This window comes from Halohasta litchfieldiae (genome assembly GCF_002788215.1).
GTDB lineage: Archaea > Halobacteriota > Halobacteria > Halobacteriales > Haloferacaceae > Halohasta > Halohasta litchfieldiae.
The window spans coordinates 52267-77902 of the sequence record NZ_CP024845.1 but is presented as its reverse complement, the minus strand read 5'-3'; the positions used below and the strand labels follow the sequence as shown (position 1 = coordinate 77902).

Here is a 25636-nt window from a genome sequence, read left to right as displayed (position 1 = left end):
AGCGTAAGACTAACCATCCACCGTTGGTATCACTCTGTATGGATTGGCCACACGATCCCGATGGCGAACAGGGGAGCGAGGGCAGACGCCAGTACGGCCATGCGATCATCGCAAAGAAGGTCGACGAAGAGGGCGACTTCCCGCTCGACCGCGATTCGTTCGTCGCGGAGTACGGCGACGACCCGATCCGGATCGATTCCGAAACGGTCGTCCCGCTCGAAGAGATCTTCGATCACGTCGAAGAGTCCTCCTTCGAGACCATCGTCGACATGCACCAAGCGGTCGGCAAAGGGATGCGCCGTGGTGGCCTGTGGTTCTACGAGGGTGCTGACAAGTTCAGCCGGACGCGCTGAGTGCTGTTCTAACCGTGGGTATACGACAGACCGGAACTTAACCGTTCTGCAGGTGGCTTTTAGCTGACTGAGGCAAACAGAGATGTATGCGCAATGGTATCACCGTTCGTGACGTGATGAATCGGGAGTTCGTTGGCGTCAGTGAGTCGGATCGACTCGACGAGGCCGCCGAACTGATGACGGCCGAGACAGCCGAGGCTGTTGTCGTGCTTCGCGGCCCAGAGCCGATTGGGAGTGTCTCGACGGCGACGGCGTTGGCGGCAATGTTGGAGGGCGACCCCCACGAGCAGTCGGTCGGAGAGGTCATGGAGCCACCGGTGTCGACGGTCGCTCCCGACACCGCGCTGTCGGATGCTACCCAACAGTTGGTCAGCCGGTCGACGACACACCTCTTGGTGGTTGATGATGACGAGGTGGTTGGGCTGCTGACCGAACATGACGTGTTGGCTGCCACCGAGACTGTCGAAGCCTCGGCTGTCGCTACGTCCACGACCGCAGGCGACACCGGCGAGGCTACAGAGACCATCGAGTCGGAGGCCGCCACTGAGCAGTCGGTTCAGGGGATCTGTGAGGGTTGTGGCTCGCTGACGCCGGAGCTCGCAACGATGAACGGACAGCTGGTCTGTCCAGCCTGCCGGGCCTACTGATGGAGGTCGTTCGGCCAACGATCTCAGACGTCGAGACTCTCGTCGACTGCTGGGTGGAGCTGGCGGCCGACCAACGGCAGCACGGCTCGCGGCTCCTGACCGAACCCAACCGCGAGGCAGTGACCGATGTTGTCGCCCGCCACGTCGTCACCGAGGGGGTGTTGATTGCTCGTGAGGAAAACGAGAACGCGGAGACCGACGCGGAAAAAGGGATTCTAGGGTTCGTGATGTACCACGTCGAAGACGGCCACTACCAGCAGGATCAGTCGACCGGCGTCATCGTCAACCTCTATGTCCGCCCCGCGGCGAGAGGCAACAGTATCGGGACCGATCTGCTTGATGCCGCGGAGACGGAACTCGCCGAAGCGGGCGCTGATACGGTCTCCTTGGAGGTATTGGCAGCCAACAGTGACGCCCGGCGATTCTACAGTCGACACGGCTACGAGAGCCATCGCATCGAACTCGCAAAGCGGATCGAAAACGATACACACTCAAAGGGGGACCCATAATCGACAGATGCGCTAGGAGAGCATGGGGGGTTCATGCACTCGACTTGTAATCGAGACTTCCGGGGTTCAAATCCCTGTCCTAGCTTCCGAGACTATCTTTCCGATTTCTAACGGCCCTGAGAGACACCACTGTGTCTGCAAACGTGATACGGACACTGTTTTCAGTATAACACTCTTGTTAGCGTTTAAATATGTATTATTAGAACTGATATTCAGAAGATAAGTTTTAATTAAAATGATTGTTTCAGGAGGAACAACGTTTGCAGGAGTGTATCCTGCAGGCAGTACTCACACAATGTTTGAACATAGTGACAGAGGTCAGGTCGGTATTGGAACACTCATCGTCTTCATTGCGATGGTGCTTGTGGCAGCGATTGCAGCAGGCGTACTGATTAACACAGCCGGACTGCTCCAGACGCAGGCGGAGGCAACCGGTGAAGAGTCCTCACAGCAAGTGAGCGACCGCATTCAGATCCAGAGTGCAACAGGTGCCGTAGTCTACAATGCAGACGGCAAGGAGAACTACAACCTCACAGAGATCAATCTCACAGTGACGAAGGCGCCGGGTGCTGACGATATCCAACTCGAAAACGTGACCTACGAGTTCGTCACCAGTGATAGCGTTATCACCGGTGTGTTGGAAGAGGGCAAAATTTCCAACATTACGGCCCAGACGAACGATAACGTGATTACTGATCGGAGTGATCGGTACAAACTCACGTTCGATGCCAGTAGTGATCTCAATGGGAACCTCCAAGGTGGCGAGCAGGTTACGGTAACGCTGACGACTGCTCCGGGAGCCTCAACGGTGACGGAACTTCGCGTTCCTGACTCACTTATTGGAAAGTCGGCTGTCAAACTGTAGACGACGAATCCGCGACAACCCTTTTTTGCCTGTCGACGACTCGATAGCCGATAGTTTGTCCCGAGCGCCACCAGTGACCCGAACAGCGAGCTACGTCGAGTCCGGCGTCGACTGCGTCGCTTGGACGTGTCGACGGCGAATCACGCCGACATTGTTCGCGACGTTTTCGGTGAGTTCCTGAAACGCCTCGGCAGTGTCGCCCTCGTCGAGGACGACCGGTTCGCCACCGTCGCCGCCGGCTCGAACCGCGGGATCGAGTGGGATCGAGCCGAGGAACGGGAGGTTCTCCTCGTCGGCGAGTGACTGGCCGCCACCGCTGCCGAAGATGTCGTGTCGACCGCCGCAGTCGGGACACCGGAACTCCGACATGTTCTCGGCAATGCCGAGGACTGGCGTCTCGTGTTGGCCAAACATCCGCAAGCCTTTGATCGCATCGTCGAGGGCGACCTGCTGTGGCGTCGTGACGATCACTGCACCGGTCAGGGGGAGCGTCTGGAGGATGGTAAGCTGTGTGTCGCCGGTGCCCGGCGGCAGGTCAAGGACGAGATAGTCGAGTTCGCCCCACTCGACGTCGTCGACGAGTTGGGTGAGGATCTTGTGGACCATCGGACCGCGCCAGATGACGGGGTCGTCCTCACCAACCAGAAAGTCCATGCTCATCAGTTTCATACCGTAGCGCTCCGGCGGAATGAGTTGCTTATCCTCGGTGGCCTCGGGTCCCTCGTCGCTTTTGACCATCCGGGGAACGTTCGGGCCATAGATATCGGCGTCGAACAGGCCGACGCGAGCGCCGAGTTGTGAGAGGCCAGCCGCGAGATTGACTGCGACCGTCGACTTGCCGACGCCACCCTTGCCGGAGGCGACCGCGATGATGTTTTTGACGTTGGGCATGACCTCGTCGTCGGAGCCGAGGGAAGCGGGGAGTCCGGCACTGATCGAGAGGTCGACATCCGGAGCCTCCGCGGCGAAGACCTCGCGGACGTCGTTGGCGATCTGGGATTCGTGTGGTGCGTAGGGGGCCCCGAGAGCGAGTGAGACTTTGACGTGGTCGTCAGCTGTGTCGACCGCGTTGACGAGGCCGAGCGAGACGATATCGTCACCCAGATCCGGATCCTCGACCGTCGACAGCAGTTCGAAAACGGCATCCTCGTTCATACCTGTCACTCGGCGCGAGCGCTGAATAAGGATTTGGTCCGCGCACGCTGACAGCTTACTGGCCGTCGATCAGTGTCCCTGGATTCTCTCCCTGAAGAAACGCCACGACAGCGTTGGGACCGAAGATCTGGGCAGGCGCACCGAGGTCGAGCAGTTCCCGAACTTTCGCCGCCATCCCGCCGCTGACGTCGGTCGACTCGCTGCCACCGAGCACCGACTCGACATCGCTGAAGCTGCTGATCGTCTCGATAACCGTGTCGTCCGCATCGAGCACACCCGGCACCGTCGAACAGAGGCCAACACGACTCGCGCCGAGCGACTCGGCGAGACTGGTGACGATTTCGTCGCCGCTGAGTACCGTCACGCCCTCGCCTGCATGGGCGATCACGTCGCCATGGAGCACCGGCACGAATCCCTCGTCCAGTAGGCCCTCGGTGGCCGTCGCTGGTAGTGAGAGTGTCCCGCCCTCGTCGCGGGCCGCAACCGAAAGGGGATGGACCGGCAGTGCAGCCACCTCGCGCTGTTGGAGCCGGTCGACCACCACCCCGTTGAGTCGCTTCATCGCACTGTGAATCGCGTTCGCTGCGGCCGCATCCGCAGTTCCCTCGGTCGTCGACACGCCATGCTCGGCGGCGTGAACGTGACCGAAGCTGCCGCCACCGTGGACGACGACGAGGCGAGCGCCGTCGTTCCTAAATGCCGCCGCGACTGCGTCGAGAACGCTATTTAAAGCCTCGTCGTCGACCGTCTCGGGGCTGTCTTTATTAGTGATGACGCTGCCGCCGAGTTTGAGCACGACCAGTTCATCGGGTTCGGTCGGTTCGTCGACCATCTATTCGTCCTCGACGCGGACGCCTTCGGTTGCGAGTTCGGCCCGGAAGCTGTCCTCACAGCCCGGCGTGTACCGGAGGCTGGTCTGTGTTTCGGCGGTGCGGTCGAGGGCGACGATACAGCCACCACCGCCCGCGCCGGTGAGTTTTGCTCCTTCGGCTCCTGCCTCTCTGGCGGCCCACACCATCGTATCCAGCGACCGCGAGGAGACCCCAAGCGCCGACAGCAGGCCGTGGTTGATGTTGATCAAATCCCCGAGTTCGGAAATGAGTTCGTCGCTCGGCTCGCTGTTAGGGTCGGCTTCGGCAAGCAACGATTCGCCGGTCGACACGATATCGCCGATTGCTTCGACCGTGTCGGCGGCGAATTCGTAGGTATCCCGCAGTTCGCGCACGCTGGCCACCAGTTTCCCGGTGTCGCCAGCACCGCCGTCGAAGCCGACCACAAAGGGGAGCGTGGGCGTCGACAGTTTGGTACAGTCGTCGCCAGCGACTCGGACCGCACCGCCCATTGTCGAACAGAAGGTGTCTGCGCGTGAGGCCTGACCATCCTGAACCTCGTACTCCGCGTTATAAGCGCGGTCGGCGAGTTCCCGGAGGTCGAGCGGCTCGCCGAGGACCCGTGTTGCGGCGTCGATCCCGGCGACGACGACTGCCGCCGAGGAGCCCAGCCCAGCGCCCAGTGGAATCTCGCTTTCGACCGTAATATCGAATCCCGCATCGGGTGCGTCGGCAGCCTCGCGGGCCTGCTGGACGGCGGCATCGATATATCCCATCGCGGCATCGAGCAGTGGTTGGGGGACGTCGACGTCCGGCCGGTGGTCGGTGGTTCCGGCGTACTCGACGACGAACCCATTCAGCGAGAGATCCGCCGCCTCCACCCGAACGTGGTCGTCTTCACGGAGTTCGGCGGTGACTGTCGCCCGTTTCTCGATGGCACACGGCACCGCTGGCTCGCCGTAGACGACCGCGTGTTCGCCGAACAGGTAGACCTTCCCCGGCGCACTGACGGTCGTCATACCGCAGCCCCCGCCGCGATTCGGTTGTGTTGTGGGAACGACTGCATGATGTATAAATACGTTACTATAGCGAGGGTTTTTATATGTCTCTATAGTTAGCCATAGATGCAAGAGACCACTCTCGTGTGGAGTGGTTGCTGCGATTGAGGTGCGGCATTCGTCCTCCTCAAAGGGAATTGGGAATGGACGTTCGATCCGCCATTGGTGCGGGTCGTTGTTTTTATACGGGGATCACTCGGTGAGCCGCTGGACTGTCTGTGAGATGTCCTCGATGGTCGCGGCCTGCTGTTCGTTGGCGGAGGCGATCTCCTCGGCCTCGTCGGCGACGGTGTCGGCTCGGTCGACGAGTTCATCGAGCATACTGGCGACCTCCTCGGAGCTGGCGGCCTGTTGGTCGGTGGCATCCGACACCTCTCTGATCCCGTGGGCGGTCTCCTCGACCGCGTTGGTGATATCGTCCAGCAGCTCCATCGCCTCGTCGACGCGCTCGACGCCGCGTTCGATCTGTTCGGTTGTTGCATCGAGACTGTCGACGGTTTGTTCGGTGTCGCTCTCGATGGCCGCAACGAGATCCTCGATCTCTTGGGCGCGTTCTTGGGAATCGCTGGCCAGCGATTTCACCTCGTCGGCAACAACAGCGAACCCCGAGCCAGCTTCGCCCGCGCGAGCGGCCTCGATGGAGGCATTCAGTGCGAGAATGTTGGTTTGCTCGGCGATATCGTTGATTACCTCGACGACGGAGTTGATCTCACCCACGCGATCTTGGAGTTCGTCGACGTCGGTCGAGACGTCGTCGACAGCATCGCCGACGTCGTCCATGACGTCCATCGCGTCGTGGGCGGCGGCTTGGCCGTCTTCGGCCAGCGTCTGGGCGCGCTGGCTGTTGTTTTCGACTTCGGTGGCACTGGAGGCGATCTCCTCGACGGTCGCGCTCATGTTCGAGACCTCGCTGGCAATCGATTCGACCCGCCCGGACTGCTCGTCGGCGAGCGTCGAGATCTCTTGAGAGGAGTCGGCAACACCATCCGAAGAGCGCTGAAGCTCCGTCATCGGGGCTTCAAGATCGTCTTCGACCTCGGCGGCCAACTGCTCGCGTTGTTCGACCTCGGCGGCCAGCTTCTGGCTGTAGGAGTGGATGTAGGTGTCGGCGACGACCTGCATATCGAGATTGATGATCCGAAGTACGGCGGTGATATCCTTCCGAAGTTCGCTGAGTTCGTCTTCGACAATCGTGTCGACCGAATCGGCGAGTGTATCGCTCTGGGCGTCGCTGTCGGTCAGCTTCGACTGCAGTCGGTCGGTGAGGTGGTCGCTGGCACGCTCGGTCAGAAGCGGCAAAATCAGGTCGTAGTAGACGCCGTACTGGCCGATGTACTGCTTCATCGGCATTTCGAGGATGTCGTGAAGTTTGCCGATCCGCGCGCGGTCTGCGAAGTACTCGGGGCCGTACTCGCCCTCGGCAAGTGTCGCAAAGTAGGCTTCTTGGGTCTGTTTCAGCGCGTCGACGGCCTTCGGCGAACGACTGATCACCTCGACAGTCTGGTCGTACTGGGTAAGGTTCTCGTAGAACAGCTCGCCGATTTCCTCGGCATTTTGCTCAAACAGCGGTCGGAGGCTGTTGAGTCGATCGACATCATGCTGGTCGAAGTTGATGAACTCCTTTCGCCACTCGATTTCCTCCCGGTCGAGCTCGTTCTCTCTCATCAGTGAGTCGACGTCGACCTGATCGTTGAGCCCTCCACGCCCTAACATTGCCGCGTACTCAGTCATACGTCCACAGAGCCGGAGTCCGTATTTATACCTGTTGCAGAGATCCTCAGTTTTGATAGCGTGAGACGAACATATTCGGTCTTTTTATATAGTCACAGGGGTCGTTGCTCGACGCCGCCGTCCGGCTGCCGGATAAGCGCCGAAATCGCCTCCGGTGTTTCGACGAACACCGTTTCGCCGCCCCGGGAGTCGAGAGTCTCTCGAATCACGTTCTGACAGTGTACCGCTCCGTTCGTCCGTGGTTCGTCGTGGCGAGTGTGGCCGACGACCTGCGGGGGTGCATCGGTCGACAGATGCTCGAAGTCGACCCAGATCAGTCCCGCGTCGGGCCCTTTGAGGTGGGTCGCCCCGACACCGAGTACCTCCGGATACGCCTCGATGATTCGCCCCTGCACCGCCAGATCATCGTCAGTGCCGATGGCGGCCAGCAGTTCCTCGGCGGCCGACACTAGCGACTCGTTGACTGCCGAGACGTCGTAGGACTCGTCCGAGCCAGCATGCGCGTAGGTGACGTTGTGGCCCCGGTAGGCTGCCACGACGTGGCCAGCGATGATCGCCTCACAGAGTCGACGCCGGGCTTCGTCGTCGACCTGTCCCGAAAACCAGTTGTCGAAGCTAAACTGGTCCCGCGACAGCATGAGTGCCTCGTGGTTGCCAAGTGTAACCCGGACGCGGCCGGGTGGGGCCTCTTCGATGAGTCGGGCGACGAGGGCGAGGACCTCGTCGTTGGCCGGGCCGCGGTCGACGAGGTCGCCGTTGAACACGAGGACGTAGTTCTCGTCGGCCCAGTGGAGCCGCCCATCCTCGTCAGCGACGACAACTGGCTCGGTCTCTGGGTGATCTGTGAGTGTCAACAGCGCACTACGAGCGGCATCGAGATAGCCGTGGATATCACTGATGGAGATGATTGCAGGCGGTGTTTCGTCGGCTGGCAGAGCGTCGACCTCGTCTCGGAGCGAAGGGTCCAGTTCGGTATCTGGAACGTGGAGTGGCATGTAACTACCACTGAGGCGCACAATACATAATGGGCTGCGATACCTCGGACAATCCATACAGCACGGCTTCCCGATGAAATTTCACCCATCTACTCCGCACGTCGACGACGCCCCCGCCGAGCTACTGGACTCGGGTCACCTCTGGATTCTTGAGCACGTGGCGGGCGCGCCGTTTCGATTTCGGCTCAGAGACTCCGGCATGATCCAGTTCGGTGACGCCGACCACGTCTACGACAGCCCCGATGGGCTTCCAGCTCAGTATCAGCATGCGGTTCGACACGTCCAGACGCACCTCGACCGCGAGGCGCTCCGCGCGGCGGTCGACGACGTCGAGGCAATCGTCTTTTTCGGGATTGCAACGCAGTATCAGGGCATCGACTACGAGTGGGACCGGCTGCCGTCGTTTTTAGGGTACGATATCTGGTCGGCCGAGGCCGAAGCGTTCCGGCCGCCGGATGCCGTCGACGGTATCTTCGGTCGACTCGGCTTGCAGGCAGTCAACGCCATCGAACAGGAGGTTCGTGCCCGGGATTTCAACCCCGAGGCGTATACGATGCCGCAGTCAGCGTGGTATGACGGCCCGGCCGCAGGCGTCGTCATCCGAGACAAACAGGGCCACCGTGGAAGGCTCACCAGTCCCGATACCCACGCGACCGAGTCGACGGAAGCGAACGAACCAACCGAGACGACCGCCGAAGACCTCGTCGCAACGTACGGGACAGACCAGCGGTTTCGGCGGCTCAGCAAGCGGTTGGCCGAGCAGGGTCGGCCAGTGACCGTTGAGGCCCTCGTCGAGCGCGCCGTAGAGGAGATCACTCGTGGACTCCCCGCGCGGACGTTCGGAGATCGGGGCGTCGACATGGGCACGTTTCGGTCAGCACTCGCCGCCCGGATACAAGCGTATATAAATAATAAATAATAAATAATGCAGAATACGGCGAGCAAGACTTCTGACCCCCTCAGTTGGTCGGTTTACCCCAAGAGACTTTTTATGCCCCATACCCTATAGAGCTATACTTGAATGACGGGACACGAATCTCGACCTCCCGGTGTGGACCATGAAGCCGACGTGGAGTGGTGCCACGAGACCGTTCAGGGGGTTTCTCGGACGTTTGCGCTGACTATCGACGTGTTGGACGACCCGATGTCGACACACATCTGTCTGGGCTATCTGCTTTGCCGGGTCGCCGACACCATCGAGGATGCGGGCCACATCCCGCCGGAACCACAGGCAGAGCTGCTCCGTCTGTACGACGAGGCGCTCGATCCAACGGTCGACACGGATATCGAGGCGTTCAGAGCTGCGGCTGATCAGTGGCTTCCCCCGGTCGACGAGCGGTCGGCCGATTGGACAGTCGTCGCCGAAGCCCCACGAGTGGTGTCGACGTTCGAGGAACTGCCGGACGATGTCCAAGCCGCAATCGTTCCACCAGTCCGTGAACTCGTCGACGGGATGGCGATGTTTGTCGACCGCCACGCCAGCGACGGCGGCCTCCGCATCGACAGCCGCGACGAACTCGAAGAGTACTGCTACTACGCCGCCGGCACCGTCGGCAACCTCATCACGAACCTCCTGACGCGGGGCGATATCGCGGCCGACCGTCGACAACAGCTGTACGATACGGCCGTCGAGTTCGGCCTGCTGCTGCAGTTGGTCAACATCTCGAAAGATGTCTACGACGACTACACCGAGGAGAACAACGTCTATCTTCCTGCTGAATGGCTCGACGAAGCCGGGATCGAACAGGAGAACGTTGTCGACCCCGAGAACCGCGAGGCGGCCGCCGAAGTCGTCAGTCGGACCGCAAGCCACGCCCAGTCGTTCTTGGGCGATGCCGAGGGGTATCTGAAGGCGATGCCGCTTCGGCACGGTAACACGCTGGCCGCGTGGGGCGTCCCGTTCCTGCTGGCGGTCGGCACGCTCCGGGAACTCACTGCAAACCCAGAGGATGCGCTCACCGAACGCGGCGTGAAAATCTCTCGACAGGAGGTCTTTGCGGTGATGAGTGCAATGCGAAGTGGCGGTTCAGAGTCGCTGAGCGAACTCCGGAAGACGATTTCGAAGCGACCCTACCATCTCGTCGCGAAAAACGCCGACTAGCTATCGACGACAGAAGCCCGTCGACGTGTGTCCCGTCAGATGGTTTGTTGTAGGAGAGGGTGTCATAGAAAGCGTCACACACGAAGACGCAGGATGTTGGAACTGTGTCTACGAGCGCCAGCATCCTGCAAGAGGAGACTTCTATCGACGAGTTCTTCAATGTAATGGCGACCGAGACGCTCGCGTTGTTCGAGCATCTTGAGTTCGACTTTCTCGAAGAATTCGATGTGTTCGCCCCCGCTCGCCGGGGGCGAACACGAGATCATCACCCACCAGCACTCTTCCGAGCGTTCCTGCACTGCTACTACAAGAACGTCTACGGCATCCGTCCAGTCACGCGAGAACTCCAGAACACGGTCGTCTGGCTCAGCTGTGGCTTCGATCGACCGCCGTCGAGAGACGCGGTCGATCGCTTCCTCACCGACCTCGAACACGTCGTCGACGAGGTCTTCGACCGCCTCGTCGAGCAGGCCGCCTGCCGCGGCCTGCTCGACTTGACCTACTCCATCGATTCCACCGACGTGAGGACGATGCCCGCCGACCAAGACGCGTCGAAAGGCTACGATCCAACCGCCGAAGAGTACTACCACGGCTACGGCTGTACGATCGTCTCGACCGGGCAAAAGATCCCGATTGCCGCGGAGTTCACCGAGAGCAAGCAAGCGCCAGAGGAGACGGCGATGCGCGTCACGTGTGACGCGCTCGCCGTCGAGAAACCGATCTGGATGCTTGGAGACAGCGCCTACGACACGCTCGGCTGGCACGACCACCTGCTGGCCGCAGGGGTCGTGCCAGTCGCTCCGTACAACGCACGAAACACCGACGATCCGAAAGACATCGAGTACAGGGTCGAAGCCCGCATCGACGAACACAGCGAGGACGTTCAGCTGAAGCAATCGACGCTAGACGAGACGTACAACCGCCGGAGTGGAGTCGAACGAACCAACGACGCCGTCAAGGACTGCGGCCTCGGGCACGTTCGCGCCCGAGGCCGCGTCCACGCACGAGCACAAGTGTTCCTCGCGCTGTGCCTTCGTCTCGTTATTGCGATCACCAACGACGAACGCGGAGACAATCCAGGAAGCACCGTCATCACGCTATGAGAACTATTCTATGACACCCTCGTAGGAAGTTACCGCTCGACCGCCGCCGGTGGGTAGTCGAGACGGGAACCGTCTACAACAGACCGTATCAGGCGTCGACAGGGCGACAAATCCACGCGCTTTTATCTGTGGTTCCGGAATGAGTAGCCATGAGCTTCGAGAAAGACGATCAGGCCGTGCTGCATGACAAACACAGCGATTACGACGGTGAGACGGGGACGATCACGCAGGTCATCGAGAACATGTTCGGCGATGCGACCTACACGATCAGTTTCGATGAGGGCCAAGAGACCGGTGTGCCGGATGACGATCTCGAAGCCGTCGACGGCGACGCTGACGAAGACGAAGAGTAACGCTCCCGGCGGCAAGCCGAGTGCTTTTTCCCTCCAGTCACCAAGAAGCGACCAATGCCGAGAGTGCCGTTTCATTACATCGATCTCCGGACCTTCTGTTATGCAACTGAGGACGAAAAGCGGGTCGAGGAGGCGATTCGCGCCTTCCTGCCCGAGGAGTTCGAACTCGACCGCATGGAGAACGCCGGCCACCACGGCGACCGGATCGTGGTGCTCTCGGCCCGCGTCGAGAACGCCGACGACATGCGACTGATCCTTGATCGGCTGGCCGAACTCGACGAAATCGACCGGATCATGGACGAACTCGACGAGCGCGTCGACGACAACTGCTCGTTTTTCCTCCGACTCGACAAACAGGCCGCCTTCCAAGACGAGGTCGAACTCGGCAAAGGGATCACTCTCCGGGCGAAAGTCGAAGCCTACCCTGCCAAACACGAGGCGGCGGTCGAAAACGCGCGTGAAGCCTTAGAACAGTCGCGGTCGTAGGCGAGCAGTACGCATCTCGTTACTCGTCGACCCACTTGATCGAACAGCCACGCGACGGCAGGTCGTCGTGGTCGACCGATTCACCGGCCAGCACGGACTCGATTGCCTCCCGAGCGTAGAACTCGGTTGGCTCGTCGTCTGGATTCAGTGCGTTGTCGAGTCGACCGTGGTACGCAAGCGTCCACTCGCCGTCTTCGTGGGCGAAGAGGAATGGGTCGGGTGTACAGACCGCGCCGTACTCGTGGGCGACGGTCTGGGTTTCGTCGTAGAGGTAGGCGTCGTAGTCGACGGTACCCTCGTCGACGAGGTCGACCATGCTTTCGAAGTCATCGTCGGGGTACTCGGGGTTGGCGTTGGAGTTGATACCGACGACCGCGGCGTCGTCGAACTCGTCGGCCAACTCGTTGAGATGGTCGAACTTGGCTTTGGCGTACGGACAGTGGTTGCAAGTAAAGATCAACAGCAGGGCCTCGTTGTCGACGAACGAATCGAGACTGTAGGTGTCGCCATCGGTTCCGTCGAGTTCGAACGCGGGGGCCGCGTCGCCACGGCTGAGTTCGGAGTCTGACTCTTTGAGTACCATACCGACTGTTGGCGGTCGCTGTGCAAATGGATTTGGACTGCGGAGATCGGTTTTTAGTACTGGTTCTCGTAGCGGCTCTCGTCGACCAGCGCGTCGCCACAGTGTCGACAGTAGCGGTCAGCAGTAGCGACCGGTTCGCCGCAGTGCGGACACCCTGTGTCAGTCGTGGTCGACAGCGTGCGGAGCCGGGTCGCCTGCCACGGGATCAACACGAACCCGACCAGCACCGCGATGACCGTGATCCAGCGTCCAAACGCGGTGACTGGGATGATATCACCAAAGCCAACCGTCGAGACGGCAATAACCGTGTAGTAGAACGCATCACCGAAGTTCGAGATTTCGGAGTTCGCCACCGATTCGGCGGCGTAGACGAAGCCGGTCGTAATGAAGAAAATGAGAAAAATCGTCATCGACAGCTCCAGCCTGCGGATCGTCTGGATGCGGATCGATTTCCCGAACAGTTGCTGTTCGTTGACAACCAGCCGCAAAAATCGGAAAATACGGAGCGTCGAGAACCCTCGGAGAAACTCCGCACCGAGTCCCGGAAACACGAACAGCGGGAGGACGGCGACCAGATCGATGATCGTGTAGGGGTTGGTGACTTCGGCCCATCTGTCGTCGGCGGATTCGACCCGGACGGCGTACTCCCCGAGGAAGACGACACCGAGTCCGAGTTCAAGCGCTCGGATCATCACAAGCGTGGGCGCAGGGAAGTCGTAGGTCGACAGAATATACAGGAGAATGAACGCCGTGTTGAGCACGTACAGCACCGCGTTCGTCGCGCGGCCGGCTCGCGTCTGCCGGTCACGGAGTAAGAAGCCGACTCGATTGAAGATACCGCGAACCATATTGAGATGACTGCTAGTGGGAATGCTTGCAGATACCAAGTGATGAGGATACCGATACAACAGGGATGGGTGGATCACTGTCTGCATCGTGCCTTATACTGCGCTCCGGTGGTCGGATGCAGCCATCGCATCGTCTATCTCCTGACTGGGTGTGAGCGATATTCCGGTGATCTCGAACCGCGCGCCGCCCCCGCCCTCGGCCAGCCGGATCGACCAATCGTGGGCGTCGACGATTTTTGCGACGATTGCCAATCCGAACCCGGTGCCGCCCTTCGTGGTCGTATAGCCGGAAGTGAAGATATCGGGTCGAATGGCTGCCGGGATGCCCGGGCCATCGTCTTGGATATAGATCCCCTCCGTCCCGACGAGTCCAGTACGAACCGAAACACTGGGTCCACCATGTTCAACGCTATTGCGGAAGATGTTCTCAAAGACGTGTTTGACTCGGTCTCGATCTCCCGGCTCTGTTGAAATCCTTGAAGATTTACATGTTTGTCGTGTAATTCCATGAGATGAAGACCCTCCCGAAGTCGCAGATTCTCCGTTTTACTGAGAAGGCGATCCACCTAGCACGCCGAGCAGTCTCTCGATACTCCTCGAAGTTTTCTAAACACCGCTATACACTCCCGCAGCACGTTGTTCTACTGTGTCTCAAAGTTCGGAAGAACACGACCTATCGTGGTCTGCTTGACGAACTGATCGAGATGCCACGCATTCGTCAAGCTCTTGGATTAACTGAACTACCTACGCCATCAACGCTCTGTAAGGCGTTCAATCGGCTTGATATGGCTGTATGGCGTGTTGTATTGACTCTCTCAGCGACGCTACTTCCGACGAGTGGAATCGTTGGAGTTGATGCGTCAGGGTTCGACCGCAGTCACGCCTCAAAACATTACACGAAACGGGCTGAACTCACGATTCAGCAGCTCAAAGTGACGCTGTTGGTAGATACGAAAGTGAACGCAATTCTCGATCTGCACGTGACGACGACACGAAAACACGATAGTCAGATCGCTCCATCGTTGATCAAACGCAACCCCGAGACCATCGACATTCTGCTCGGTGACAAAGGCTACGACGACCAGAAGATCAGACGACTTGCCCGTCACCACGAGGTTCGGCCACTGATTAAGCATCGTGAGTTCACATCTCTCCACAAGGCATGGAACGCACGCTTAGACGCTGATCTCTACGGACAGAGAAGTCAATCAGAGACGGTCAACTCAACGCTCAAACGAAAGTACGGTGCCTTCGTTCGCTCCCGACAATGGTGGAAACAGTTCCGTGAACTCGTTCTTAGATGTCTTGTCCACAATATCGACCGAGCCCTCTAAGATCAGTACAGAGCAAAGGTCCCACAATCGTTATCTCATCAGGCATTAACCCATTATGTATGTCAAAAGTAATTTGGACACTTGCTGTAGCATATGGTCTCGTTGGACTCGGTCTATTCTACAGTTTAGCAGTAGATTCTAGTGAGCTATTTTTAGCCATGACTACCGTCATCTATGTTCTAATGCTTCCATTAGCATATCTAGTCTATAAAAAACGGGTTGTAAGTGAGTAATCGCTCAAGAAACAGCCAATTCCCACATCTACGTAGCAGCTGTGTCACTGCTAAAAGTGTTAGTTCAATAGGATTTCAACAAAGCCGATCTCCCCACAACAGGGCGTCATCGACAACGGTCAGCTCGGCGGTCGACGAGCCGGCGATTGCCCAGCACTCGGTGGCGATATCTGCCAGCGAGAACGGTTCGGTCTCGACGACCGCCTCCCCGTGGTGGGCCAGCGCCAGCGTGTTCTCGATGATCTCACCCATCCGGTCGAGCGCGCCGGTTGCCTTCGGCAAGTACTGGCTACTGTGTTCCGTTTCGGCCAACATAATCCAGCCACTTGTCGCCGACAGCGGACTCCGAAGGTCGTGGGAGATAATGCCGATGACGTTCTCCAGTCGACGGTTCTGGTGGTCGAGTTCCCGTTTGCGATCATCCAGTTCCCGGTTGCGAGCATCGAGTTCTCGGTTGCGCTCTTGGAGCTGTTGGGTCCGGGTGATCGCTCGCGTTCGCTGGATGCCGATCAGCAGCCCACCGACTGAGCCGATCGTAAAGGCGATTGCCTGTGTGCCAATCGTCCAGTCGGCGTCGACTGCCGGATGGAGCTCACGGAGGACGAGAAAGCCGAACATCACACCGATGCCGCCGAGAAACCAGGCGACAATATGCGGATAGTGTTGCGGTTCGATATCGGATGCAGGCAGCTTGAGTCCAACGTAAAGGAACACGAGCCCGGTAAAAACGAGCAAGACGGTATCGAACACCACATCGGGACCCAGTGTGAGTGACGTGGCCGTGTCGTAAACCCGAGCCACGGCAAAAAGGACGAACAGACCGCCCAACGCGACGATGAGCCGCGGAAATCGGGACATGATTTGAGAGACGAGGTCATGGTATAGAAGACTCGTGGTGCGGCGTGTCGTGAAAAATCGGCGACTGGTAACTACGACTCGGTAGCCGATGCCTGTCGGGACTGTTTCCGAGTAGCCCACGTATCGTATAGTCGACGATACTGCTGGCGTACAGCAATTAAACCGCATACTTGTTTAAATACGTATGTATTCTATGATGTACAGATTGGTGTATGAACGAGACATCCACACAGGAGCGAGGCGGGCCGAGCCAGACGGATACGCTTATAGAAGCGATCATGACTACCAACCGACGACGACTGCTGTTTCATCTGCGGCAGAACGGCTCTGCGACGGTCGACGAACTGGTCGAGGCCGTCGAACGCGGGACCGAGGTGGAGTCGACCGATGAGGTCGACAGCCTGACGTTCCCGACACTGTATCATCTCGACATCCCGAAGTTGGAGTGTCTGGGCCTGCTGACGTTCAATCCGGTCGACGAGACCGTCGAACTCACTGCCGATCCCACGGTGTTGGGCGAGTGGCTCGACCTCGCGGTTGGAACGGATCTCGGAGTCCAACTCGATCCACCGACGGATGCCTCGGAAGCCGCGGAGAGACGGGTTCTCATCGTCGACGACGATCCGGATATTACGGATCTCATCGAAACCTACCTGCAGTCAGTACACGACGGATTGTCGGTGATGACTGCCGGGAGTGTCGATGAGGCGATCAGTGTCCTTAGCGACCAGCGCTTCGACTGTATCGTCAGCGATCTGCAGATGCCAGCCGCCAGCGGCCTGGATCTGCTTAAAACCGTTCGGAAGGCCGATTCGAAGATCCCGTTTTTATTGTTTACGGGCCATGGGAGCGAAGACGTAGCCAGCGAGGCAGTCGAACACAACGTCACCGGCTACGTGCGGAAAACCCATGATTCGACTCAGTTCGACGACCTTGCCCGACAGATCCAGTTGGCTGTCGACTCTCGGTGAAGATTCAGTTAGTCGTCGACTCTCAGTGAGTGTCGACATCAGGTGAGACTGTTCGCGTGCCGTGCTCTCTATCTTATGAAACGAGTCGAATTTATGAAACGAGTCGAATCAGCACGAACAACGAGCCGACTGAGACCAGCGTCGTCGCGAAGACGTTGAGCGAGGCGAACTCGCTGTCGCCGCCGAGTTCGTTCGCAAACACGTAGGTCGAGACCGCCGTCGGCGTCCCGAGCATGACGACCGCCGCGGTGAACGTCGATGTCCCCACACCGAGTGCGGAAAACGCGAGCCACGCGAGGGCCGGCATCACGACGAGTTTCAGGCCGACGACCGAGCCGGTCGCGCCGAGGTCGACCGAGGGGCCGTCGACATCCAGCGTGGCACCGACACAGAGCAACGCCAGCGGCAGGGCCAGCGCTGCCAGCCCATCGAGAGCCACCGTCACCGGCTGGGCTACCGGGAGGCCCAGTGAGCCGACCGCGATTCCGGCCAGCAGCGCGAGCAACACCGGGTTCGTCGCCAACTGAGCAAGCCGGTCGACCAGCCGGGTGTCGGCCCCGTTGATCGTCACGAGGATGAGAACGGTGATCGGCACCTGTACCAGTGAGCCGATCCCGAGGACGACACTGGCGATAGCAGTCACCTCCGCGTCGAACGTCGCGGCCACGAGTGGGAGGCCGAGATACCCCAAATTGGAGTGGTAGGACTGAATCATCGCCACGCTCTGTCGAGCCGGGACGTCCCGTCGACGGTTGAGCAGCCACGCAATCGCGGCCGTCACCAGAAGCACGCCGACCACGCCACCGACGAGCCTTGGAGTGATGATCGCGGCGATATCCTGATCGTAGGTCGCCGTGAAGACGAGTGCCGGCAGTGCGATGTAGTAGGTGGCCGCGTTGAGCCGCTCGGTCCGGCTCGCATTTAAGATCCCGCCGCGTCGGAGCCCGGTGCCAACGAGAAGCACCACGAGGAGTCCACAGAGGCGAATGAGAACGTCCATACTGGCGAGCAGCGCGAGGAGTTCAGAGAGGCTGGGGAGAACAACCATACTGGATTTGGGGTTGTCGACGGTTTGATTCCCTCGATAGGATGCTGCAACGAGAGACACTCACACCCAACAGAGTGTCGATTGAGACGAACACACGACACTGAGACGAATGCACGACACTGAGACGAACGCGCGACACCGAGTCGCAGTCACTCGATGGTGACGAGATACACCGCAAACACCGCAAAGCCGATGCCGGCAATTTTCCGTGCCGTCACTGGCTCGTCGAGAAGCGCCATCCCGAAAATCGAACTTGTCACGAGAAACATGCCGAAGACGGGCGTCACGACGCTCACTGGGCCGAGCGAAAGCGCCCGGTAGTAGGCCAAAATCCCAATCGCCAGACAGATGCCCGCAGCGAGCGCGTACGGAATTTTCGAGCTGCTGAGATGCGGCGTAACACGCTGATCGGTCCCGACAATCACCGCCAGCGCGCCAACGACCAGAACCGAGTTCGAAATAACCGTCGCAACGTCGCTCGGGATGGCATCTGCACCGGTCGTCGCCACCCGCATCAACAGCGGCACTAACGTGTAGGCAGCCAGCGCACCGAGGGCCCACGGGAGATAGCTCATACACACACTCTGCGGTGCGTGAAGTTATCGGTTCTGCACCAGTCGACAGCACTCCTGTGTGAGGTTGTCTCCCACGAAAGTGTCGCAAACCATATGGAGTCGGAACTGACAGAAGTGGTATGGACGCCAAACGCGAACTACTCGCAGTGTTGTCGACCGATGCCCGGGAGTCGACCGAGGATATTGCCCGACAGCTCGGGGTGGACAGCGAGACCGTCGAGGAGTTGCTCGACGAACTCGAAGCCGAGGGGACAGTCAAGGGGTATCAGGCCGTCATCGACTGGGACAACACCGACGAGCAACGCGTCTCGGCGTTCGTGGAACTCAACGTCGAACTCGACCGCGAAACGGGGTACGAAGAGATCGCCGACCGCATTGCGCGCTTCTCGGAAGTCCAGTCGCTCCGACTGGTCTCGGGCGACTACGATTTCGCCATTGAGGTCACGGGTGATTCGATGCAGGACGTCTCGAAGTTCATCTCCAACCAGATCGCGCCGATTCCGGAGATCACCCAGACGGTGACCCACTTCATCATGGAGACCTACAAGGAGGCCGGTATCGACTTCGGCGACCGTGACGGTGACGACCGACTCTCCGTGTCGCCATGACGCTCCAGCCCAACGACCGTGTCGCGAGCGTGCCCGAGTCCGGGATCCGCAAGTTCTTCGAGCTGGCCGAGGAGCGCGACGACGTGATTTCACTCGGTGTCGGTGAGCCGGATTTCTCGACACCGTGGGCCGCCCGGAGTGCGGCGATCCACTCGCTCGAAGAGGGCCGGACCTCCTACACCTCCAACCGTGGTATGGCCGACCTACGGCGGTTAATCAGTGACTACTCCCGTCGCTGGGACCACGACTACGACCCCGATACGGAGGTTCTCGTCACCACCGGCGCAAGCGAGGCCGTCGACCTTGCGCTCCGAGCGTTCATTTCGCCGGGCGACACGGTCGCTATCCACCAACCGAACTACATCTCCTACCGGCCGGGAATCCAGTTCGCTGGCGGCGAGCCACTCGGTGTGCCGACACACGCAGCAGACGACTTCGCCCTGACTCCGGAGGCGCTGGCGGCCGCCGGCGCGGATGAGGCCGATCTGCTCGTCCTCTGTTATCCCAACAATCCGACGGGAGCTGTGATGGACGACGAGGAGATCGCGGCCGTCGCAGAGTTCTGTGTCGACAACGACATCGCTGTCATTGCCGACGAGATCTATGCCGCGCTGACCTACGACGGCGACCACACTTCGATTGCGTCGATGCCGGGCATGCGGGAGCGAACGGTCGTCATCAACGGCTTCTCGAAAGCCTACGCGATGACGGGGCTGCGGTTGGGCTACATGCTGGCTCCAGCTGACGCAATCGAGTCGCTGAACCGCGTCCACCAGTATACGATGCTGTCGGCTCCGACGACCGCCCAGTACGCCGCCATTGAGGCATTGCGAAGCTGTGAGGACGCCGTCACCGAGATGGCCACCGAGTACAACCGCCGTCGACGGTTCGTCCTCTCGCGGTTCGAGGAGATGGGCCTCGACTGCTTTACCTCCCGTGGGGCGTTCTACGCCTTCCCGAAGTGTGGCGGCGACGACGAGGCCTTCGCCGAGCAACTCCTCAAAGAAGAGGGTGTGGCCGTCGTCCCCGGGAGCGTCTTCGGCGACGGTGGCGAGGGCCACCTTCGTGTCTCGTATGCGACGAGCATGCGAGAACTCAAAACGGCGATGAACCGACTCGAAACCTTCCTACAAAATCGATAGCAGCCACCGGTGACAGCTCAGATCACGGTCGTAGTCAGTGGTTACTAGTCGTAGTTAGTAGTTACTAGCCGTAGTTGGTGGTTACTGCCGGTCAGGGTACTGTTTTATTACAAAGAACATCATCAGAGGTCCAGCGAGACATTCGGTGTCGTTCGTCGACAGATTTCGGTACCGATCTGTCGCACCTCGTGGCTCGCAGGGAGTCGCCTGGAGGTTCTGATCTCCCGCTCGATCCAACTGCTCAGTGCATGCATCGCCTCCGAACCGGCCTGCTGATTGACGTCGATCAGCGCCTGTTCGTAGATGCTTCGGCGGGACTGGGCTGTCTGTCGGTCGGATTCTCGGTTGGGCTGATCAAACGCATCCCCGATGGCGCACTCGATCTCCCATAACGCATCACGTACGCCCATGATCCGATTACACAGAGTTGGTGAAAAAACGTTGTCACCAGATGTCGACCAACTCGTGTCCGTAATACGACTGGGTACAGTACAGAACAGCCGTCAGAATCGATGATTTCCAGCCAAAACAGCGTGGTCGACCGTGTTCAGAACTCGAAGCTGTCGGTGTCGTCATCGTCAGTTTCGAACTCACTATCGTCGGCATCGAAATCGAAGTCTTGGTCTTCGTCGGGTGAATCGAATGCCTCGTAGAATCCGACGAAGTCGTCGTGATCCTCGAAGGAACCCATTGTATCGTCGAGTTCTTCACGCAACTCTTTGAGTCGCTCGGAGAGCTCTTGGTACTCTTCGTTGTCTTCGAGCGAAGAACGTCCCTTTTCTGACTCCAACAGCGCCTTTTTCGATGCCAGCGAGTAGAGTTCCTGCACTCCCTCGTCGTAGGAGCTTCGGGAGAGGAGATCCTCGACAGTCTCGATGAGCGTATCCCGAGTCACTGGCTTGACGAGATAGGTGTCGAACCCCATCTCGATGATATCGAAGTCAGGCTCGACAGCCGTTACCATCGATACCGGACAGTCGATACCCTGCTCACGGGCGGCATCCAGCACTTCGTCGCCCGACAGTCCCGGCATACGCCGGTCTAGAAGCATCACCGAAATCTCGTCGTCGAGTTTTTCGAGGGCCTCCTCGCCGCCGTAGGCCGTCCGAACGCGGTAGTCAGCTTTCAGCCACGTTGCATACAAGTCTGCTAGATCGGCTTCGTCCTCGACGACGAGAACGAGTGGGCGGTCGTCGTTCATGGCTCCCTAAATCCCTCAGCGGTCACACTTATCCCGTCGTAGGCGAGGATATATGAAAATACCCCTTTGGTTCGCTGCCCTGTCGACTTGAAGAACTGCTGATGTGGAGTATACATAGAGTGTGAGATACTGTAGTATCTAATAGGAATCAATTATCGGATATAAATATTCTGGTTAGGATGGTGATAAAACCAGTAGGAACTGACTACTCGAGCGTTACTCCGGGCTGTAGTTCGGGGCCTCGTCGGTGATCATCACGTCGTGTGGGTGGCCTTCGGTCTGACCGGCCGAGGAGACGCGAACGAACTCGGCGCGCTGTTTGAAGCCGGGAAGCGTTTCGGCTCCCACGTAGCCCATCCCGGACTGCATCCCGCCGACGAGCTGGTGGAGTTCCGATGCGAGGGTTCCTTTATAAGGGGTTGCAGCTTCGACACCCTCCGGTACGAACTCTTCGCCCTCGTCGGCGTCCTTGAGATAGCGGTCACCGCCGCCGGATTTCATCGCGCCGACGCTGCCCATCCCGCGGTACTGTTTGTATTTCTTGCCGTTCATCGTGATGACCCGGCCGGGAGCCTCCTCGGTTCCGGCGAAGTAGGAGCCGAGCATCACTGCGTCCGCGCCCGCGGCGACTGCCTTGATCGCATCGCCGGAGTAGCGAATCCCACCGTCGGCGATCACTGGGACGTCTTCGGGTGCCGCGACGTCAGCGACCTCCGCAATCGCGGAGATCTGTGGCATTCCGGCTCCGGTGACGACGCGGGTGGTACAGATCGAGCCGGGACCGATGCCGACCTTGATCCCGTCGGCGAAGTCGACGACCTCGGCGGCCGCCTCGCGCGTGCCGACGTTGCCGACGACGACGTCGGCGTCGACGGTCTCCTTGATCTCGCGGGCCGACTCGATCACGTTGAGGTTGTGCGCGTGTGCGCAGTCAATGAACAGCACGTCCGCGCCAGCCTCGTCGGCAGCGGTTGCGCGGTCTTTTTCGAAGGGGCCGACCGCGACACCACAGACCAGCCGTCCGTGTTCATCGCGGGCGGCCTCTTGGTGTTCGCGGCGTTGGAGAACGCCCTGCATCGTGACGAGGCCGACGAGGTGGTTCTCGTCGTCGACGATTGGGACGCGCTCGATTTTGTACTCGTACATGAGTTCGAGTGCCTCGCGGGCCTCGACGTCTTCGGCGGCGGTGATGACCTCGTCGGTCATCGCCTCACGGACGCTGTCGGTCTCACCGACTTCGAGGAAGGGCCGGATGTCGGTGCCCGAAATAATGCCGAGGACAGTGTCGTCGTCGTCGACGACTGGGGCACCTGAAACGCCCTCTCGGCTCATCATGCGGTCGACCTCGCTGATCGTCTGCTGTGGGCTGGCAGTGACGACGTTGTCCCGCCGGATCATCAGTTCGTCGGCGCGTTTGACACGTTTGACCTCTGCGGCCGTCTCCTCGATATCCATGTTGCGGTGGAGGACACCCATCCCGCCCTCGCGGGCCATGCCGATTGCGGTGTCGCTTTCGGTCACCGTATCCATCGCTGCCGAAAGGATCGGGATCGTTAGTTCGACGTTACGCGACACACGTGTCGAGAGATCCGCGTCGTCGGGTTCGATGCGGCTCTCCATCGGGCGGAGCAACACGTCGTCGAATGTCAACGCCTCCGGCACCTGTAGCTTCTGCGAGAAAGACATCTCCGAATTTTCGTTCGCCATATAAACCGTCATCGCGGATCAAGCAAAAACGTTGCGAGTCAACACTCCTGTGTGGATACGACACACCGATCGCACGCAGGTATACATCCTTATGCACCAATCAATCACAGACAATCGTGTAGAAATGTCGTGTTTTGAAAATATGCCAGTAGCGTTTGTCTCACAATTGGAACAAAAATAAAATATATACGCATAAATTCGGCGTTAGGATATGTTTACCAGAACTATATCGGCAAATAATTGTGCGTGTTTCGCACACCCACACAACGCTTAAGCAGGTTGCACGTCTACCTACATCCATGAACTCCCAGTGGAACACCGCATCGCGTACGGCCGGCATCGAGCAGCAGCGCTCCGGCATTCGCTTTACACCGATGTGGACGAAGGCAGTATCCACACTGGGAGCCACTTTTGGTGGCTTCATCGGCGGGCGCGTCGACAGCGCTGCCGGAGGGTTACCCTATCGCCAGTTGGCCGATGGTGACGGCCACTAGTTCGGAATGAGTGTCTCACAACACCCGGTTGCGCTCCAGTTGGAGCGACGCGTCGGTGGTGCAGTTCGCCTGTTAGCCACGGTGATGGCGTTACCGTTGATCGACGGCATCTTCGTGGCGCTAATCTTGGCAGGTACCCTCGACACCGCCGTCGGCATGCTCGAAACGGGGCTGCTCATCTTCGGCGGCTCGGCTACCTTGGCCGTGATTCTCGCGGAGATGGACGGCAGTCCAAAGGAGATCGTGACCTCGATCCTGCTGATCGGTGCGGTGATCATACCGCTGGCGGCTCTGGAAGCCGTGTTCGCACTCACCATCGAGAGCGTGCTTAATATGGTCATCTTCGAGCGGTTTGCTGGGTTGGTGATCCTCGCTATCGCCGCCCAAACCGCCAGCTCGAAGATCGGTGAACTGTTGCCCAGTCCTGGCATCATCATCGCGCTCGGGCTCATCGCCAGCCTCCAGCCCAGTGGGTTGGTCGTCGACCTGCTGATCGATCCGGAGTTGATCGCCCGGGCGACCGCCACCGCAGCCATTGGTGTTGGCTTTGCGCTGCTGGTGGCGCTGACCGCGCCACAGCTCCGGGGCAATGTCGACATCGACCGCTTCCGATTCGGGAGTTCGGTCGCACTGGGCGTGCTTGCGCTGCCCATCTTAGGGCTGTTGGAGACCGACGCCCCAATCGCACTGGCAGTGTTGATCGTCACCGCGCTGTTTGCCTACAACCCCGATGCAGCCCCGGCTTCAGCCGCCACGACGGTCGACAATCACGATGGCTCGGCGGGAGACCGGACCGTCGACGGGAGTGCCGAACCGGTCGACGGTGTCGACCCGATTGGCAGCGGAAGCAGCTCGGAGTCGGCAACGGCCTCGGCAGTTGACGATGGCTCCGGCGGCAAATCGCCGGAGTCGGCCGTGATGAGTGCGAACGTCGACCGTGCAGAGGCAAACAAGGAGATCTCCGTCGAGGGCGGCGACGTGGGCTACGGCTATCCCAGCGAAGATAGCTCGCAGGCACCGTGGCTTTGAGACTCCCGTAGCGCTGAGACGGAGTCGGTATTTTTTGTGCCGTGGTCGGCGTGGTGAGTTGTCACATGGATAGAGTGGCCTCTAAGTCGAGTACGGGAACTTCTTAGGGGTTGGTCTCCGAATCGGAGGTATGAGCAACCGAGTTGTCGAGGGGCGGATGGTTACCTCCGAAACGTTGGCGGAAATGATTGAAGGCGAGCGCCCGATGGAAGCAACCGAGATCGAAGACGCCGACCGAGAGTGTCCAGAGTGTGGTGGCAACGTCATCAGTGTCGGGTATATGCCGAGTGTGACCGCGTTCGTGACGGGGTACAAATGCCAAGACTGCGACTGGAGCGAGAAAGAAGACCAGTAGCCGAGAAGGACGACGCCTGCTGGCAGTTGGGATCGAAACCTCTTTACTACCGATCACGCAAGTAGGAGGCGAGGGGACGTGGCCAAGCCAGGGATGGCGACTGACTCCAGAGGCCACGCGCCCGGGACGACACTCCAGACTGATATACCGAGCGACCGACTGATCATCGGCTCGCGTTGACGACCCTCTGGAGTTCCGAGGCGCAGACCGGAGATATCAGTCGATCGGGGGTTCAAATCCCTCCGTCCCCATCTCCGTTCTTTCGGTACTCAATTCCTTCGAGCAGCGGCTGTAGAGTAGTCCACACACGGATTGATGATGACGAACTGAGTCAGTACCTCACCGCTCTTCGGAGTGATTTCTGAACAGTCAGTGAGGATTCGTGGCACGGACCCTGTCGACGGTTACGCCGATTTCGGGGGTACAGACTCAATTTTCGACATTCGGTCGACCCCGGTATGTTA

30 protein-coding genes and 2 tRNA genes are annotated in these 25636 nt (G+C 59.5%); 18 read left to right on the top strand and 14 right to left on the bottom strand.

Annotated features, from left to right (window positions below; translation table 11 throughout):
• Nucleotides 1-38: 38 nt before the first annotated feature.
• From HALTADL_RS00420 to HALTADL_RS00400, 5 genes are all read left to right on the top strand, one after another.
• The gene (locus HALTADL_RS00420) at nucleotides 39-353 is read left to right on the top strand and encodes a DUF5785 family protein (protein ID WP_089671472.1); all 315 of its coding nucleotides are present in this window, start codon (nucleotides 39-41) and stop codon (nucleotides 351-353) included.
• 86 nt (nucleotides 354-439) lie between these two features.
• Nucleotides 440-1000 carry a CBS domain-containing protein gene (locus HALTADL_RS00415; RefSeq protein ID WP_089671471.1) on the top strand — a complete coding sequence of 187 codons (561 nt, stop codon included), beginning with the start codon at nucleotides 440-442 and terminating at the stop codon, nucleotides 998-1000.
• A complete protein-coding gene (locus HALTADL_RS00410; protein WP_089671470.1) occupies nucleotides 1000-1509 on the top strand; it encodes a GNAT family N-acetyltransferase in 510 nt (169 codons plus the stop codon). The genes HALTADL_RS00415 and HALTADL_RS00410 overlap by 1 nt, the downstream gene beginning before the upstream one ends.
• A gap of 11 nt (nucleotides 1510-1520) precedes the next feature.
• Nucleotides 1521-1594: transfer RNA gene (locus HALTADL_RS00405), tRNA-Thr, on the top strand.
• A 210-nt stretch (nucleotides 1595-1804) separates the two neighbouring features.
• A complete protein-coding gene (locus tag HALTADL_RS00400; protein ID WP_089671469.1) occupies nucleotides 1805-2374 on the top strand; it encodes an archaellin/type IV pilin N-terminal domain-containing protein in 570 nt (189 codons plus the stop codon).
• A 90-nt stretch (nucleotides 2375-2464) separates the two neighbouring features.
• On the opposite strand, the gene HALTADL_RS00395 is transcribed toward HALTADL_RS00400, so the two are convergent.
• The 5 genes from HALTADL_RS00395 to HALTADL_RS00375 form a co-directional block, all read right to left on the bottom strand.
• The gene (locus HALTADL_RS00395) at nucleotides 2465-3529 is read right to left on the bottom strand and encodes an Mrp/NBP35 family ATP-binding protein (protein WP_089671468.1); all 1065 of its coding nucleotides are present in this window, start codon (nucleotides 3527-3529) and stop codon (nucleotides 2465-2467) included.
• Nucleotides 3530-3584: 55 nt separating this feature from the next.
• Nucleotides 3585-4361 carry an isopentenyl phosphate kinase gene (locus HALTADL_RS00390; RefSeq protein WP_089671467.1) on the bottom strand — a complete coding sequence of 259 codons (777 nt, stop codon included), beginning with the start codon at nucleotides 4359-4361 and terminating at the stop codon, nucleotides 3585-3587.
• Nucleotides 4362-5378, bottom strand: a complete 1017-nt coding sequence (gene mvk, locus HALTADL_RS00385; protein WP_089671466.1) for a mevalonate kinase — start codon at nucleotides 5376-5378, stop codon at nucleotides 4362-4364.
• Nucleotides 5379-5609: 231 nt separating this feature from the next.
• Complete coding sequence (locus tag HALTADL_RS00380; RefSeq protein ID WP_089671465.1) at nucleotides 5610-7148, bottom strand: globin-coupled sensor protein; 1539 nt, start codon at nucleotides 7146-7148, stop codon at nucleotides 5610-5612.
• Between the two features lie 92 nt (nucleotides 7149-7240).
• Entirely contained in the window at nucleotides 7241-8143 is a 903-nt protein-coding gene (locus HALTADL_RS00375; protein ID WP_162551639.1) for a metallophosphoesterase, read from the bottom strand.
• Nucleotides 8144-8216: 73 nt separating this feature from the next.
• Between HALTADL_RS00375 and HALTADL_RS00370 the strand changes: the two genes are divergently transcribed.
• The 5 genes from HALTADL_RS00370 to HALTADL_RS00350 all read left to right on the top strand — a co-directional run bounded on the left by HALTADL_RS00370 (nucleotide 8217) and on the right by HALTADL_RS00350 (nucleotide 12186).
• A complete protein-coding gene (locus HALTADL_RS00370; RefSeq protein ID WP_089671463.1) occupies nucleotides 8217-9062 on the top strand; it encodes an RNA ligase family protein in 846 nt (281 codons plus the stop codon).
• A gap of 102 nt (nucleotides 9063-9164) precedes the next feature.
• Nucleotides 9165-10244, top strand: a complete 1080-nt coding sequence (locus HALTADL_RS00365) for a phytoene/squalene synthase family protein (RefSeq protein ID WP_089671462.1) — start codon at nucleotides 9165-9167, stop codon at nucleotides 10242-10244.
• 164 nt (nucleotides 10245-10408) lie between these two features.
• Nucleotides 10409-11347 (top strand): transposase, encoded by a 939-nt coding sequence (locus tag HALTADL_RS00360; RefSeq protein WP_015911568.1) that lies wholly within the window; start codon nucleotides 10409-10411, stop codon nucleotides 11345-11347.
• A gap of 149 nt (nucleotides 11348-11496) precedes the next feature.
• A complete protein-coding gene (locus HALTADL_RS00355; protein ID WP_089674004.1) occupies nucleotides 11497-11700 on the top strand; it encodes a DUF1918 domain-containing protein in 204 nt (67 codons plus the stop codon).
• 54 nt (nucleotides 11701-11754) lie between these two features.
• Nucleotides 11755-12186, top strand: a complete 432-nt coding sequence (locus tag HALTADL_RS00350) for an RNA-binding protein (protein WP_089674005.1) — start codon at nucleotides 11755-11757, stop codon at nucleotides 12184-12186.
• A gap of 19 nt (nucleotides 12187-12205) precedes the next feature.
• Here HALTADL_RS00350 and HALTADL_RS00345 read toward each other — a convergent pair whose 3' ends face one another.
• The 3 genes from HALTADL_RS00345 to HALTADL_RS00335 all read right to left on the bottom strand — a co-directional run bounded on the left by HALTADL_RS00345 (nucleotide 12206) and on the right by HALTADL_RS00335 (nucleotide 14091).
• Nucleotides 12206-12769: a thioredoxin family protein gene (locus HALTADL_RS00345; protein ID WP_089674006.1), complete on the bottom strand. Its 564-nt coding sequence runs from the start codon at nucleotides 12767-12769 to the stop codon at nucleotides 12206-12208.
• 53 nt (nucleotides 12770-12822) lie between these two features.
• On the bottom strand, nucleotides 12823-13617 hold the full coding sequence (locus HALTADL_RS00340) for an ion channel (protein ID WP_245708551.1): 795 nt from the start codon (nucleotides 13615-13617) through the stop codon (nucleotides 12823-12825).
• Between the two features lie 93 nt (nucleotides 13618-13710).
• Entirely contained in the window at nucleotides 13711-14091 is a 381-nt protein-coding gene (locus HALTADL_RS00335) for a sensor histidine kinase (RefSeq protein WP_265472952.1), read from the bottom strand.
• Between the two features lie 38 nt (nucleotides 14092-14129).
• Between HALTADL_RS00335 and HALTADL_RS00330 the strand changes: the two genes are divergently transcribed.
• Nucleotides 14130-14951, top strand: a complete 822-nt coding sequence (locus HALTADL_RS00330; RefSeq protein WP_012660244.1) for an IS5-like element ISHla2 family transposase — start codon at nucleotides 14130-14132, stop codon at nucleotides 14949-14951.
• Nucleotides 14952-15259: 308 nt separating this feature from the next.
• On the opposite strand, the gene HALTADL_RS00325 is transcribed toward HALTADL_RS00330, so the two are convergent.
• On the bottom strand, nucleotides 15260-16042 hold the full coding sequence (locus HALTADL_RS00325) for a histidine kinase dimerization/phospho-acceptor domain-containing protein (RefSeq protein ID WP_162551638.1): 783 nt from the start codon (nucleotides 16040-16042) through the stop codon (nucleotides 15260-15262).
• Nucleotides 16043-16254: 212 nt separating this feature from the next.
• Here HALTADL_RS00325 and HALTADL_RS00320 point away from each other — a divergent pair, with 212 nt between their 5' ends.
• Nucleotides 16255-17013, top strand: a complete 759-nt coding sequence (locus tag HALTADL_RS00320; protein ID WP_089673740.1) for a response regulator — start codon at nucleotides 16255-16257, stop codon at nucleotides 17011-17013.
• A 91-nt stretch (nucleotides 17014-17104) separates the two neighbouring features.
• On the opposite strand, the gene HALTADL_RS00315 is transcribed toward HALTADL_RS00320, so the two are convergent.
• Nucleotides 17105-18013 (bottom strand): AEC family transporter, encoded by a 909-nt coding sequence (locus HALTADL_RS00315; protein WP_089673743.1) that lies wholly within the window; start codon nucleotides 18011-18013, stop codon nucleotides 17105-17107.
• A gap of 197 nt (nucleotides 18014-18210) precedes the next feature.
• Nucleotides 18211-18636: an EamA family transporter gene (locus HALTADL_RS00310; RefSeq protein ID WP_089673739.1), complete on the bottom strand. Its 426-nt coding sequence runs from the start codon at nucleotides 18634-18636 to the stop codon at nucleotides 18211-18213.
• Nucleotides 18637-18755: 119 nt separating this feature from the next.
• Here HALTADL_RS00310 and HALTADL_RS00305 point away from each other — a divergent pair, with 119 nt between their 5' ends.
• Nucleotides 18756-19244, top strand: coding sequence for an Lrp/AsnC family transcriptional regulator (locus tag HALTADL_RS00305; protein WP_089673738.1), 489 nt, complete (start codon nucleotides 18756-18758; stop codon nucleotides 19242-19244).
• Complete coding sequence (locus tag HALTADL_RS00300) at nucleotides 19241-20386, top strand: pyridoxal phosphate-dependent aminotransferase (RefSeq protein WP_089673737.1); 1146 nt, start codon at nucleotides 19241-19243, stop codon at nucleotides 20384-20386. Before HALTADL_RS00305 ends, HALTADL_RS00300 begins: the two co-directional genes overlap by 4 nt.
• 122 nt (nucleotides 20387-20508) lie before the next feature.
• On the opposite strand, the gene HALTADL_RS00295 is transcribed toward HALTADL_RS00300, so the two are convergent.
• From HALTADL_RS00295 to guaB, 3 genes are all read right to left on the bottom strand, one after another.
• Nucleotides 20509-20796, bottom strand: a complete 288-nt coding sequence (locus HALTADL_RS00295) for a hypothetical protein (protein ID WP_089673736.1) — start codon at nucleotides 20794-20796, stop codon at nucleotides 20509-20511.
• Between the two features lie 137 nt (nucleotides 20797-20933).
• Nucleotides 20934-21587: a HalX domain-containing protein gene (locus HALTADL_RS00290; protein WP_089673735.1), complete on the bottom strand. Its 654-nt coding sequence runs from the start codon at nucleotides 21585-21587 to the stop codon at nucleotides 20934-20936.
• Nucleotides 21588-21803: 216 nt separating this feature from the next.
• A complete protein-coding gene (gene guaB, locus HALTADL_RS00285) occupies nucleotides 21804-23294 on the bottom strand; it encodes an IMP dehydrogenase (RefSeq protein WP_089673734.1) in 1491 nt (496 codons plus the stop codon).
• Nucleotides 23295-23593: 299 nt separating this feature from the next.
• Here guaB and HALTADL_RS00280 point away from each other — a divergent pair, with 299 nt between their 5' ends.
• The 4 genes from HALTADL_RS00280 to HALTADL_RS17075 all read left to right on the top strand — a co-directional run bounded on the left by HALTADL_RS00280 (nucleotide 23594) and on the right by HALTADL_RS17075 (nucleotide 25423).
• Nucleotides 23594-23788, top strand: a complete 195-nt coding sequence (locus HALTADL_RS00280) for a hypothetical protein (protein ID WP_089673733.1) — start codon at nucleotides 23594-23596, stop codon at nucleotides 23786-23788.
• A 6-nt stretch (nucleotides 23789-23794) separates the two neighbouring features.
• Complete coding sequence (locus HALTADL_RS00275) at nucleotides 23795-24817, top strand: DUF5794 domain-containing protein (protein WP_089673732.1); 1023 nt, start codon at nucleotides 23795-23797, stop codon at nucleotides 24815-24817.
• A gap of 130 nt (nucleotides 24818-24947) precedes the next feature.
• Nucleotides 24948-25172, top strand: a complete 225-nt coding sequence (locus HALTADL_RS00270; RefSeq protein WP_089673731.1) for a DUF5795 family protein — start codon at nucleotides 24948-24950, stop codon at nucleotides 25170-25172.
• A gap of 72 nt (nucleotides 25173-25244) precedes the next feature.
• Nucleotides 25245-25423 (top strand) — tRNA-Trp (locus HALTADL_RS17075).
• Nucleotides 25424-25636: the final 213 nt, after the last annotated feature.